14 protein-coding genes are annotated in these 12,510 nt (G+C 59.3%); 7 read left to right on the top strand and 7 right to left on the bottom strand.

Going from position 1 to position 12,510, the window contains the following annotated elements; translation table 11 throughout:
- Positions 1-188: 188 nt before the first annotated feature.
- From AC2FIT_RS14465 to AC2FIT_RS14445, 5 genes are all read right to left on the bottom strand, one after another.
- Entirely contained in the window at positions 189-623 is a 435-nt protein-coding gene (locus tag AC2FIT_RS14465; protein ID WP_496830581.1) for a c-type cytochrome, read from the bottom strand.
- A complete protein-coding gene (locus tag AC2FIT_RS14460; RefSeq protein ID WP_496830653.1) occupies positions 623-1,171 on the bottom strand; it encodes a L,D-transpeptidase in 549 nt (182 codons plus the stop codon). The genes AC2FIT_RS14465 and AC2FIT_RS14460 overlap by 1 nt, the downstream gene beginning before the upstream one ends.
- 143 nt (positions 1,172-1,314) lie before the next feature.
- The gene (locus tag AC2FIT_RS14455) at positions 1,315-2,748 is read right to left on the bottom strand and encodes an ATP-binding protein (RefSeq protein ID WP_496830579.1); all 1,434 of its coding nucleotides are present in this window, start codon (positions 2,746-2,748) and stop codon (positions 1,315-1,317) included.
- A 5-nt stretch (positions 2,749-2,753) separates the two neighbouring features.
- On the bottom strand, positions 2,754-3,482 hold the full coding sequence (locus AC2FIT_RS14450) for a response regulator (RefSeq protein ID WP_496830577.1): 729 nt from the start codon (positions 3,480-3,482) through the stop codon (positions 2,754-2,756).
- Between the two features lie 2 nt (positions 3,483-3,484).
- Entirely contained in the window at positions 3,485-4,555 is a 1,071-nt protein-coding gene (locus AC2FIT_RS14445; protein WP_496830575.1) for an exo-alpha-sialidase, read from the bottom strand.
- A 406-nt stretch (positions 4,556-4,961) separates the two neighbouring features.
- Between AC2FIT_RS14445 and AC2FIT_RS14440 the strand changes: the two genes are divergently transcribed.
- Genes AC2FIT_RS14440 through AC2FIT_RS14425 form a run of 4 tightly spaced genes read left to right on the top strand, consistent with a single transcriptional unit; the run spans position 4,962 to position 7,985 of the window.
- Positions 4,962-5,624, top strand: coding sequence for a TVP38/TMEM64 family protein (locus AC2FIT_RS14440; RefSeq protein ID WP_496830573.1), 663 nt, complete (start codon positions 4,962-4,964; stop codon positions 5,622-5,624).
- A gap of 1 nt (position 5,625) precedes the next feature.
- Positions 5,626-6,624, top strand: coding sequence for a cation diffusion facilitator family transporter (locus AC2FIT_RS14435; protein ID WP_496830571.1), 999 nt, complete (start codon positions 5,626-5,628; stop codon positions 6,622-6,624).
- Positions 6,621-7,511: a sterol desaturase family protein gene (locus AC2FIT_RS14430; protein ID WP_496830569.1), complete on the top strand. Its 891-nt coding sequence runs from the start codon at positions 6,621-6,623 to the stop codon at positions 7,509-7,511. The genes AC2FIT_RS14435 and AC2FIT_RS14430 overlap by 4 nt, the downstream gene beginning before the upstream one ends.
- Positions 7,512-7,535: 24 nt before the next feature.
- The gene (locus AC2FIT_RS14425; RefSeq protein WP_496830567.1) at positions 7,536-7,985 is read left to right on the top strand and encodes a DUF411 domain-containing protein; all 450 of its coding nucleotides are present in this window, start codon (positions 7,536-7,538) and stop codon (positions 7,983-7,985) included.
- A 5-nt stretch (positions 7,986-7,990) separates the two neighbouring features.
- On the opposite strand, the gene AC2FIT_RS14420 is transcribed toward AC2FIT_RS14425, so the two are convergent.
- Positions 7,991-8,605 (bottom strand): Crp/Fnr family transcriptional regulator, encoded by a 615-nt coding sequence (locus AC2FIT_RS14420; RefSeq protein ID WP_496830565.1) that lies wholly within the window; start codon positions 8,603-8,605, stop codon positions 7,991-7,993.
- Between the two features lie 27 nt (positions 8,606-8,632).
- Here AC2FIT_RS14420 and AC2FIT_RS14415 point away from each other — a divergent pair, with 27 nt between their 5' ends.
- Positions 8,633-9,157 carry a hypothetical protein gene (locus AC2FIT_RS14415; RefSeq protein ID WP_496830563.1) on the top strand — a complete coding sequence of 175 codons (525 nt, stop codon included), beginning with the start codon at positions 8,633-8,635 and terminating at the stop codon, positions 9,155-9,157.
- 107 nt (positions 9,158-9,264) lie between these two features.
- Positions 9,265-9,825, top strand: coding sequence for a ubiquinol-cytochrome c reductase iron-sulfur subunit (petA, locus tag AC2FIT_RS14410; protein ID WP_496830561.1), 561 nt, complete (start codon positions 9,265-9,267; stop codon positions 9,823-9,825).
- A gap of 269 nt (positions 9,826-10,094) precedes the next feature.
- On the opposite strand, the gene AC2FIT_RS14405 is transcribed toward petA, so the two are convergent.
- Positions 10,095-11,162, bottom strand: coding sequence for a hypothetical protein (locus tag AC2FIT_RS14405; protein WP_496830559.1), 1,068 nt, complete (start codon positions 11,160-11,162; stop codon positions 10,095-10,097).
- Between the two features lie 226 nt (positions 11,163-11,388).
- Here AC2FIT_RS14405 and AC2FIT_RS14400 point away from each other — a divergent pair, with 226 nt between their 5' ends.
- The gene (locus AC2FIT_RS14400; protein WP_462661464.1) at positions 11,389-12,297 is read left to right on the top strand and encodes a recombinase family protein; all 909 of its coding nucleotides are present in this window, start codon (positions 11,389-11,391) and stop codon (positions 12,295-12,297) included.
- Positions 12,298-12,510: the final 213 nt, after the last annotated feature.

The raw sequence follows: 12,510 nt of genomic DNA, 5'->3' as shown, positions 1-12,510 counted from the left end.
GGACCTCCGCCGCGGTGCCCAAAGTCACCTGAGTACTCCGCGCATTGCGAGCCATATCCATAGTGCGGCCCCCGGTCATGAGTGGGCCCGTATTGATGGTGTGGGCCTCGCCCCATCGGCGTGCACCCTGCGGCTACAAAAGCGACGACAGATGTTGTCAGCAGGAGTGATACGGAAGCCCAACTCATTCAATTGATCCCGTTCGCTCTCTGCAATTCGCGGACGTAGGCCACGATCATCTTCACATCGCCATCGGTCACGCCTTCGACAGGCGGCATGTTTCCAAAGCGCCAATGGTGCGCGCGGACGCCATTCTTGGCCGCAAGCAGAAAAGCCACGTCGCCGTGGTGGCTCGGTTCATAAATCTTGTGAACAAGGGGAGGTGCGACGCCATCCTGTCCGGCCGCATTCGCGCCATGACAGGCCGCGCATTTCGCCTCGAAAGCCATTCTGCCGATTTCTGCATTCGCCGAAAGCATCTCCGGCACTGCGACATCGACCATTGCCAGACCAGTTCTTTCCGTGTCAGCGGCAACATCCGGCACATCGCCTTGTCCCGACCACCAAAAGCCCAAGCCAAGCAATCCTGCCAGAGCAACTGCAATGAGAGTGTACCGTCCCATCAGATCAGTTTGACCTGCGTGCCGACCGGGACGCGATCGAACACCTCTTCGATGTGTTCATTGTAAAGACCGATGCAGCCATTCGATGAACGCCGACCGATCTTCCGCGTGTCTTGCGTGCCGTGAATCCGGTAAAACTGCCATGAAAGATAAAGGGCGCGCGTGCCAAGCGGATTGGCTGGGTCGCCGCCTGGAATGCGCAGTGGCCATTCAGGGTTGCGTTCGCGCATGGATGGCGTCGGAGCCCAACTCGGGTTCTCTCGCTTCTCGACAACTTCTGTGTAGCCGCGACGTGTCAATTCGTCCGAGATCGGAACGGACGTCGGGTAAAGACGCATCTCTCCCTCAGCGGTCCAATGCTGGATGACCATCGATGTCGTATCGGAGATGATCAACCCAACCCCGAGGGTGTCGAAGTGATCTTCCCAAGCGTGGGTACGAAAGGACGAGACGTTCCGTCGAACTGGCTCAGCGATCTCAGCGGTTACAACAGACGGCGCAAATAGGAGTGTTGTACCCAAACTGCCCGCGAACGCGCGTCTGGACATCAGGAATCGGTTTCTTGATTGCATGGTTCTGCCTCATTCCATGTCGATTGCCTTGTTTTCTATCGGATATGGAAGATTTCAGGAACGTTTGGCGCTTTGGTTTTTTGTAATGATATGTATCAACACCGCAGCTGGTAAGCTGGTCAGGTCCCGTGTCCTGGCACCTGCAGTGGGTCGTCAAATCCCCGATCCAAGCGTTCCCCGACGTCGGACGTGCCGGTCAGAGGCAGCACAACGCGAGCGCGCAACCCACCTTCATCGCGGTTAGACAAGTCTATGGTACCGCCATGCTCCAGGACGATACTTCGCGCGATAGAGAGCCCCAGTCCGTGGCCGCCTGTATCTAGCGATCGGGATTGTTCGATCCGCTGATAGGGCTGGAACACGTCTCTAATGCGGTTGTCAGGGATCCCAGGCCCGAAATCGTCGACCTGTATTTCGACGCCCGCATCAGACACATCCCAGGACAGAACAGGGTTGCGCCCGTAACGTTGGGCGTTGTCGATCAGATTGCGCAGCGCGCGCCGCATCGCCAAAGGCTTGATCTGGACCACCGCCTCGGGTCCCATTTGAAGATCGAGCTCGCCCTGAGTGGACTTGTGGATTCCAGACAGGTATGCCGCCACGTCGACACGCTGTAACTCTTCGCCCTGCCCCACGCCGCGTGCATAGGCGAGCGTGGCTTCGACCATCTCTTGCATCTCCTCGAGCGATGTCGCGATGCCATCTTTCGTCTCGGGATCGTCCACCATTTCGGCCCGGACCCGCAGCGCTGTCAGGGGTGTCCGCAGGTCATGTGCAAGTGCCGCAAGCATTTGGGTGCGGTCCGTGACGAAACGCGCAAGGCGCGCCTGCATGTCGTTGAAGGCAATCGTCAGATCCCGAACTTCTGTCGGCCCGACAGGCGCAATCGGCCCCTTCCCTCCCCCTCGACCGAATTCCTCCGCAGACGCCGCGAGTTCGTTCAGAGGGCGCGTCAAGCGAGTCAGAACAAACCAGAATACGGCCAAGAGCAGCACCACCGAAGTCAGCACAAATGACAGCGTGGACGCCCAGGACCACTGGATCGGTGGACGCTCGAACCTTGTTGCGACGTTCAACCAGCGGCCTCCCGAGATCGCGATCGATACCTCCATTTCGATCGCCGCCAAACGTCCTCGCATCATTTCAGCGTGCATCTCGGCCATTTCTGGCGACAGGTTCGGCAACGGGAGAAGACCCTGTTCGATTTCATGGACTTCAACGCGGATGTCCCGACTGTAACCATCGTTCAAAAGCGCGCGAATTCGGGCCTCCACAGCTCCGTTCTCGTCATGATGCGTATGCGTGACCGACGGTTCATCACCAAGTTCGAAGCGCACCAGCGGCGAGGTCGCCGCCGCAACGATTTCATCGCGCAAATCGGGTGGCGCGGTTTCGATGAGGCGGGCAACATTGGCCGCGCGCCCCGCCGCCTCGCTCCCGATGGCCGCCTGTACTGCCAGAGACCTTTCATCCACGAATAGCCAAAACCCGACGACTTGGGCGACGAACAGAACCGACACAACGAGGATGGCGATCTGCGTGCGAAACCCCATGCGCATCAGCTCTCCAGATCCACGTCGCAATTCAGACAATAGCCGCCATTGCGCACTGTCGTGATGATCCGCGGCCGCAAGACATCCGGTTCGATCTTCCTGCGCAGTCTGGAGACCTGATTGTCGATCGTCCGATCAAATGGGCCAGCGATCCGCCCGGCGCTCAACTCGAGCAGCTCATCCCGACTGATGACGGCGCGTGGACGTTCCAGAAAGACCGACAGCAGCTTCGCTTCTGCAGTTGTCAGCGTGTTTGCCGTGCCGTCCTGTTTGGTCACCTGGCCGGCGTCATGGTCAAACGTGATACCGGCAAATCTCGCGCGTTTTCCTGCAAGCGCGCCGCCGTGTGGCGAAGATGCTTCGCCCGCACGGCGCAGGATGGCATTGATCCTGGCCAGAAGCTCGCGGGGATTGAAAGGTTTTGCGAGATAGTCATCGGCCCCCGTATCGAGCCCACTGATGCGATCGTCATCTTCGCCGAGAGCGGTGAGCATGAGTATAGGGGTCATCCGATGCTCGCGGCGCAACCTCGCACAGGCAGCCAGCCCGTCTTCTCCGGGCATCATGATATCCAGAACGATCAGATCGATAGTTTCCTTGCCCAGATGATCATCCATTTCGGACGTGTTGCCCGCGCCGGTGGCCAGCATCCCGTTTTTCTGGAGATAGCGCGTAACCGATTGCCGGATCTCGGCATGGTCATCGACCACCAGGATATGTGGCGGGGCGGACATAATCAGTCGATCTCCGGCAGTCTGATCCGGCGCATGGCAATGAGGTCGCCGGTCCCGTCAGGTTGTGTCCAAGCGATGAAGATGTCGCGGCTCAGCCGAGCCATGGTTGGGAAGTTCACGGACGCACCAGCTGAATTCGTCGCCAGCACCTCCTGTGCAACACATCCGGTTTCCTTTTCCGCACGGCACAACATGAGCGCTTCATTCCCGTCGGTCCATTCGACCCAGGACACCAACGCGGTCCCGTCCTCGAGCAACTCGACATCGACCCGGCCGACTGGATTGCCGAGATCGACCCGGACAGGCGCGCCAAAGCTGCGGCCCGCGTCGTCAGAGAAGGCCACTTTGACAGCCGCGAGGTCGTTCGCGCCTGTAAACCATGCGACGGCCGCGTCATGGCCATCGGCAGCAATTGCCGGACCATTGACCGGGCATCCCGCCAACTCCCACCCATCATGGTGAACCGTCACGGGCCTTTGCCATCCATCAACCGTCAGCCGAGCGACAGAGATATCGCGGATCTCTTCATCCGTCCGGTCCCGATAGGCGGCGAGTATCGTGCCGTTCCCGGTGGCGGCGAGGCTTGTTTGGCAGCAGGAGCAAGTTTGCAGATCGACGGCAACGTCGTGGCCGAGAGAGCCGTCGCTTGTCAGCGTCGTTGCCCGCAACTGCATGGCGTCAGGCACTGTGGATGCTTCGTCGCGCCCGGCGCCGTAAGCCCGTCCATCGAGCCAGATGACAGCCAGAGTTTCCGCACCCGCAGGCAGAATCGATACGAACCCATGCTGCGCGAAAGACCTGTCCTCATGGGGGATCAGTGGTTTGCTCCAGGACGCGCCACCGTCGCGCGAAAGCGCGATCTCGACCTGATAGTCAAAACTCGACGGACCGATTTCACGAAGCCAGTGAACCGCGATCGTGCCATCGTCGAAGAGCGCGATGCCTGGAAAGTCGGCCCAGTTCACGAAAAGATCGGGCCCTTGATGCACAAGGCGCGGTTCGGACCAGCCTTGAGCGGAGCGGAGGCCCATAATGACTTTGGTTTGGTCCCCTTCGTGCTCGATCCAGCTCATGTAGAGTACGCCATTGTGGCTCGTAAGAGACGGCTCATGTGCTCCTGGCGGCGACGGCAGAACAATATCCTCTACTTGACTAACAAGCGTAGCACGCGTCTGAGCCGTAACAGGTTGCGGCAGCACGAAGCCAATCGCCGTGATCACCAAACCAAGGAGCCAGCACAAAACCTTCGCGCGTTGCAGGCTCTGCGAGCGTCTATGATCTAGGGTTTTCGTTCGGGGTGTCATAACCAGCAGAATAGATTGATCTTTCCCAAATGACCCGAACTTCCTTTGTCGCAAAATGTATCAACGTGATGTTGGCCCTTGACCTTACAGCGACTGGAAGCCCTATGTCACGCCTCATGATAGGCGCGAGACAACAAAACTCTGAACAGGACGTCAGGCAGCCGTGGGGTTGGCCATGATGTTTCGTCTTGCCCTTCTGCTCCTTCTGGTGCTCGCGATCTCCGTTCTAGCATTGCCGGATGTTCTGGGCTTCGACATCAGTCTTCCCGAGCGTGAGGACCTTGACCGCTGGATCGATGCCGCGGGACGTCTAGGTCCTGTTCTGGTGGTCGCGCTCATGACGGCGGCAATCGTGGCAAGCCCCTTGCCTTCTGCGCCGATCGCGCTTGCCGCCGGGGCCGCTTATGGCCACACGTTCGGGACGCTACTTGTCGTCCTCGGTGCGGAACTCGGGGCACTCGCCGCCTTTCTCCTCGCCCGTTGGCTCGGCCGACCCTTCGTCGAACGCCACTTCGGCCAAAAGACAGGCCCGCACTTTCTCGGGTCGCAGAACACCCTGACTTTTCTGGTTTTCGGAAGCCGGCTGTTGCCGTTTCTGTCCTTCGACATGATCAGCTACTCGGCCGGGCTGAGTAAACTGCATCTGTGGCGCTTCGCGCTTGCGACTCTGGCCGGAATCATTCCGGCGGGTTTTCTTCTCGCGCATCTCGGCAGCGAGGCCATGAACGGGGATGCCCGCACCGCCACGTGGACGGCAGTCGCGCTTGGCGGGTTTACCGCATTGTCCCTGCTTGTCGCGATTTGGCGCGAACGCCGCCCTACAAGGAAAGTAAGCTAACATGGCATCCCATTCTCACACCGGACACATGCCCACGTCAGGCAAGGCGCTGGTCATCTCCGCATGGCTGACGGGAATCTATTTCGTCATCGAACTGATGGTTGGCCTATGGACGGGTTCAATTGCTGTTCTGTCCGATGCCTTTCACACGCTTTCAGCGGTCGGCGGAGTTATCGTGGCGATTGTCGCGCAGCGTATCGCCCGCCGGCCTGCCGATCCGGAACGCAGTTTCGGCTGGTATCGCGCCGAGATCATCGGTGCGCTCGTCAATGGCGGCTTTCTGTTGGGCATGGCCCTTCTCGTGATCTGGATGGGCGTCATGCGGCTCGGCAATCCGATCCATCTGCCGACGGGTCCAATGCTCTGGGTGGCCTTCGGTGGATTGGTCACCGAGATCATCTCGCTCGGCCTTATGTGGCAATCAAGTAGAGACGATCTGAATGCCCGTGGCGCGCTCTGGCATATCATCCAGACCTTCGTCGGCAGCCTTCTGATCATCGTGACCGCCCTGGTCATCAAGTTCACCGGTTATTTAGCAATCGACCCGATCCTCGGTGCTGCGTTCGGCGTCGTGCTCCTCTGGGCCTCAATCGGCGTGATCCGCGAAGCGGTTCACATCCTCATGGAAGGTACGCCGGAAGACACGGACCTTCGGGCGGTCACTGCAGGTCTTCGCGAACAGGAGCACGTCCTCGACGTCCACCACGTACATGCCTGGACGCTGACAAGTGGCAAACACGCGTTTTCCGCCCACCTGCGCCATGCCGATCCCGCAGATGCTTCCGGTATCCTTGAAAACGCCTACAACCGTCTGACTTACAAACATGGCTTTCACATGGTCACCCTGCAACTGGAGACCAATTGTCTCGACGAGGCGCATGCCCAAGATCTCGACATATCCAATGCACACAAGGCACGCGAAGAAGAGGCAACGACGTCATCATCAAACCCGCATGCGAGCCACAATACCGGGTTGAAATCGCGGGAGGCTGGAAAGTGATCGAAACCATCCTTGTTGCGGAACCCGAAATTCGCCTGACGGCCTTTCTGGGCTTTTTGGCTGGCATGGCACTCTGGGAAATTGCGGCTCCGCGCCGGCGCCGGGACTTCCCGCGTGTGATCCGTTGGACCAATAATCTGGCGCTGGTCATCGTCGACACGGTGATCCTGCGTCTGACTTTTCCCATCCTTGCCGTTGGACTGGCTGTGATGGCCGAAGATCGCGGCTGGGGGTTGTTTAACAACCTCGACATCCCCGTCTGGGGAGCAGCACTCGTCTCGATGCTGCTGCTTGATCTCGCCATCTATCTGCAGCACGTAATGTTTCACGCTGTCCCTACCCTCTGGCGGCTGCACCGCATGCACCATGCCGACCTTGATTTTGATGCGACAACTGGGCTGCGCTTTCACCCGGTCGAGATCGTGGTCTCAATGGCGATCAAGCTTGCGGTCGTCGCGGCACTCGGCCCACCAGCGTTCGCGGTTCTGCTCTTCGAAGTGACCCTGAACGCCACTGCCCTCTTCAATCACGGCAACATCAATCTGCCAGTCTCGATCGACCGCTGGCTCAGATGGGCCGTGGTCACTCCGGATATGCATCGCGTGCACCACTCGATGGATCCTAGGGAGACCAATTCAAACTACGGCTTCAATCTGCCCTCGTGGGATCGATTGCTCGGCACCTATGTCGCTCAGCCAGCCAAGGGCCATACCGGAATGGAGATTGGCATCGAGCAATTTCGCACAAAGCGAGATCTATGGATCGACAGAATGCTGGTTCAGCCAATTCGGGGGCCAGCAAGCGGGCACGCACTCGACATACCCAAGCAAACGATGACGCATGAAGAGAACACTCTCGACGACAAGTCCGAAGAGGCTAATGTTTAGATCAACACTGAGAAGGATTGACGCATGAACAGACGAGCTTTTTTGATGTCTGGTGCCGCCGTGGTACTGGGCCGCCCCGTATTCGCTGATGCGGCCTCCATCATCAGGGTTTTGAAGACCCCGACATGTGGGTGCTGCACAGCCTGGGTTGAACATGTTCGCCAGGCAGGGTTCGCCGTCGAAGCGCAGGATGTCGATCAGGATGCGCTTTATGCGTTCAAAGACCGTCTGCAAATCGTACCGGAACTCGCTGGATGTCACACCGCGGTGGTAGGCGATTACTTCATTGAGGGCCACGTGCCCGCCTCGGACATCAAGCGGCTTCTGGCAGAACAACCGGTGGCGCGCGGTTTGACTGTCCCCGGCATGCCGATGAGTTCGCCCGGCATGGGCGGTCCCGGGGCCGGTGACGCTTTTGATACCTTGCTTGTGGGGTCCGACGGCGCGACCTCCGTCTTTGCCAGCCACAGCTGATCGGCTCAATGGCGCAGGTGATAGATCCCGCGGGACGGGTTTGCGACCCGCCCGTCCTGCACGAGCTTTCGCAAGCCTCTGTAGGTCGCTTCATGGCTCAGCTGTAACCGGGCGGCGAACTCGACCACGGAGCCTTCGAGCAGGCCCGCGACCAACCCCGCCATCACCCGGTCTTCTGCGCGCCGAATGCCGACGATCTCCAGCATCTGTCGCTGCGCCTGTATCTGTTGAGCTGCCTGGCGGCCATAGGTGCGTGCAAACTCCGGGTCCGCAAAGGCGGCCAAGACAGCGGCCTTGTCGATCCGGACCAACGCCCCGGCCTCTACGAAGACCGCATCACAATGATAGACATCTGAAAACACGGAAGCTTCGGCAAAGCTTGTTCCGGCTTGGGCACGGTGAATGATGAACCGCTCGCCATCTGGGCCGACCCGCTCGAGATGGACGCGCCCGGCTTGCACGACATAGAGACCGTGGGTGGGGCCGCCTTGGTGAAACACGATATCGCCAACCGCGCCGGAAAAAGGGCGCAGGGCTGAGCTCGGGATACGATCATAGGGTTCTGGCAACATATGATTGAAATCATATTGCGATGCGCACGCTCCTGCTAGCGTAAACATGACAGCACCCCACCGAAGGATCCGTCCATGCGTCTCATTCCCGTCCTCCTTGCCATACTGATGGCGGCACCCGTGGCCGCCCAGCACGCGCATTCCGCGACCGGTCAGGATACGGGAGGGCCCCAGGAAACCGGGCAATCGGCCTTTGCCGCCCTGGCGGAAATCGTTGCGATCTTGCAGACCGATCCCGAGACGGATTGGGAGCGGGTCGATATTGCCGGATTACGCCGCCACCTAGTCGATATGGATCTTCTGACCACGGACGCCGTTGTCACCCGCATGCTGCGCCCTGAAGGCGCGCGGTTCGAGATCCGGGGGACCCCACGTGTTCTAGAGGCCATCCGCGACATGGTGCCCGCCCATGCGCCCTTTCTCGCGGCCGAGACCGGCTGGGATGTTGAGACAGAGGACTTGGACGATGGAGTAGCGCTCATTGTCGATGGCAATGCCGCGCAGATACAGGGGCTTGGCTTTTTCGGTATGATGGCGATTGGTGCGCATCATCAGGAACATCATCTGATGTTGGCCAGGGGTGCGGCACCTCATCGCTAGTCGGACGAGATCGCTCGCCTGCGCGTCCACGAAAGCGGGTCTCGATTACGAAACATTACACGTGTGTCGTTGACCCTCCTGCGCAGTTGCCTTGTAGAATACGTGGCATGAGCATCACGTACGAGGACACAGCACGCCGGGATTTTCTTTACTACGCCACAGCAGGAGCGGGTATCGTGGCTGCTGGCGCCGCGGTCTGGCCGCTCGTGGACCAAATGAACCCCTCCGCTGATGTCCGTGCGCTCGCAACGATCTCCGTCGATATCTCCGACCTTCCTCCCGGGACACAACTGACCGTCAATTGGCGTGGGAAACCAGTATTCATCCGGCATCGGACAGAAGAGGAAGTTGCTCAGGCACGCTCAGAAACTGTGTCTGCACTTCCGGACACCGACGCTCGAAACCGCAATCTTCCGGCTGATACAACAGCGAATGACGATAACAGATCGATCCCCGGCCACGAAGCCTTCCTGGTCATGATTGGCGTCTGCACGCATCTGGGATGTGTGCCTCTGGGAGATGGTGCCGGGGACTTCGGCGGTTGGTTCTGTCCGTGCCATGGGTCGCATTACGACACCGCGGGAAGGATCCGCAAAGGTCCGGCACCCGAAAATCTCCACATTCCGCCGCTGTCGCTCTCAGGGGACATGGTGCTGACCCTCGGATAGTGGGCGCAGCGCGTTCCCGAAAACACTGCCGAACGAAGGTCATTTCAATGAAGCGAACTGCTCGTGGCGTAGCGCATCAAAGCCCGATCGAAACGGGACCACAGATCGCATCTGAATCACTACACATAAATCACTGTAATTGCGATAAAGTCTTGCAATCCATCCCGGGAAGGCATGACTTTCGGTGAGCACCTCGAATTGCTGTACTACCAATTTTTTCATACGACACATAAGCGCGCTTATGCGTGTTGGATCACCTTTGGCACCCTTTAAGTCGCTGCCCGCCACATCCGAAAACGCCCCTGCCTCGTAACTTCACGGATGAGGCCTCGCGCTTCCATCCACGCGAGGTTGCGCTGAACGGCCGCTCGGCTGGCACCCGTCAGAGTTTGGGCCATCGGAGCGGAAACCAAAGGCCATTCGGTTAGGGCTGCAAGCAAAGCGGGCGGGGTTTTACCCGAGAGTGGGGACATCTCGACTTCCGCCCGTGTTGACCATGCTTCGATATCGTCGAGGTGCCGCATTGCGGTCAGGCAGCCTGTTTCCATCCCATCCAGCCAGCGGGCCAATCGTTCGGCCAGCAGGCCGGAGGCACGTAAGCCCCCTGCCCCGCCCATGGCCAGCGGCGCAAAAATGGCACCATTCCCGTCGCTGATTGCGATCCTGCTGGCGGTGACAGTCGCCTCGATTCGGTCGCCATGTTGGCCGAGACCCGCGAGGCTCCAAAGATGAAACCCCATGCAAGCCCGAGTGATTGGGTGTAGATCGACTGCTGTTTTCATCACGTCCAGCCATCCGCCCGCTCGATCCTTAAGCCGTTCGGTGGCATCTTCGATGTTCTCGGGATCACGCCGATCCAGGAAGGCCGCCAAATCGACCATTGGATCCGGACCGCCTGTCAGACGTCGCACGGCCCATCCGACCCGGGCCAGCGCTTCCGGGTCATCCTGCACGCCTGACAAACGCATAGACATCCAAAGCGCCAACCGATCGGGGCTCACCCGATCGCCCGAGAACCAGCTGAGGTCTGCTGCTTCGATTAAAGCCAGCCGGTGCCGCCAGCCTTCAGGGCCGCGCAGCAGCCGGTCATCCAGAGCGCCCAAGCGTGCGGCCACTCTTGCCAGAAGCGCAGCGTGAGCCCCCTCTGCCTTCGCCCAATCGTCGATGACAGCAGTGTCGGGCGGTTCCGCCCGTGGCCCGGGAGGCAAATCATCCGGTTCTTCTTCGAGTGGCCCAGGTAGAAACCAGAGATCGTCTTCGTGAGCCTCTTCATCCCCCTCTGTAGTGATGAGGGGATCATCGAAATCAATTTTAAAAGTAGATGCTTGCGGCTTCATGTGTGCAAAATACTAATATTATGCATATTACCCAAGCGATTTTGTGACCATTGCCCATGCTCTTTATATATTATGCGCGGGCGACTGCCGGCGGAACCTCTCAGATCGCGTTCAGGGCAAGGAAACCAAGGGGTTCTGCACCAGCACGACGAGAGAGCACTCTCTTGCATCCGTTTATAAACGGTCGTTTAGTGGCGGTATCTGAAACTGCAAAAGGCCTGTTTTGATGCCATTGATAGGCTACGCGCGCGTTTCAACCGAGGATCAAACCCCCCTGCCCCAGTCGCAGGCCCTGAAATCCGCGGGTTGCGCCGAGATCCATGAAGAACAGGCCTCGGGCGGAAATCGTGCGCGGCCGGTCCTTGCGCGCGTGTTGGAGCGCGTGGCCAAGGGCGACACGCTGGTTGTCGTGCGCATTGATCGTCTGGCGCGGTCGCTGTCGCATCTGCTGGAGGTGATCGAGCGGCTGGAGGCCAAGGGTGCGTTCTTTCGTTCCATTCAGGACCCGATCGACACCGGATCCCCGCAAGGCAAGTTCACGCTGCAGGTCTTGGGCGCTGCGGCCGAGTTCGAGCGCGCCCTGATCCGGGAACGCACCAAGGCCGGCCTCGCCAGCGCGCGCACAAAGGGCCGCGTGGGCGGGAACCCTGGGCTGCGTGTCAAAGACCCTGCTGCTCTTCGCAAAGTGCGGCTGGCGCGACAGGACGGCTACATGGAGCGTTTGAACGAGACGGCACAAGATTGGGTGCCCCACGTGCGCCGGTTGCGACCCGACTTGGCTTGGGAGGACGTGCTGCGCATCATCAACGGCCCCTTGCCCGAGGCGCGTCGCTGGACCCAAAGCCGCCTGCTGCGCGCTGTGAAGGCCTATGTCCGCGACGGCTTCCTGCCTGCCGAGGTGCTGGCCCGCGCCGGGCGCCGCGAAACGGACGATCGCCTGCCCGCCATTATTGCTGGCATCAAGGGCGCAGATCCTGACATCACGCTTCAAGCGATCTGTGAACGGCTGGAATCTATGCGCGAACGCACGCCTCGTGGCCGAACAAGATGGCAGCCGTCTTCGGTGAAAATGCTGTTGGAGCGGGCGGAACGACTTGGCCTCATGCCGTACGAATCGAGCCAAAATCAGATGTAGCTTCTGACCCGAATCCAAAAAATTTCACCGGGAGAAAACTCCGCAGGAGGCAGAAAGTGCCATTAGTTGCTTGGGGTTAGCTGCTAATGTGCCAACTCAACAGAGTGGCGGCTCGATTTGGTTAGATCTGCATTTAATATACATATATCAATGACTTGCTGAGTTTTTTACACGACAACACCTATAGGTGTTGTGGATAACTTTCACACTACA

It is taken from the genome of Ruegeria sp. YTSA135 (assembly GCF_059610165.1).
Note: the sequence above shows the minus strand (reverse complement) of the source record. Positions and strands in the feature narration are given on the sequence as shown.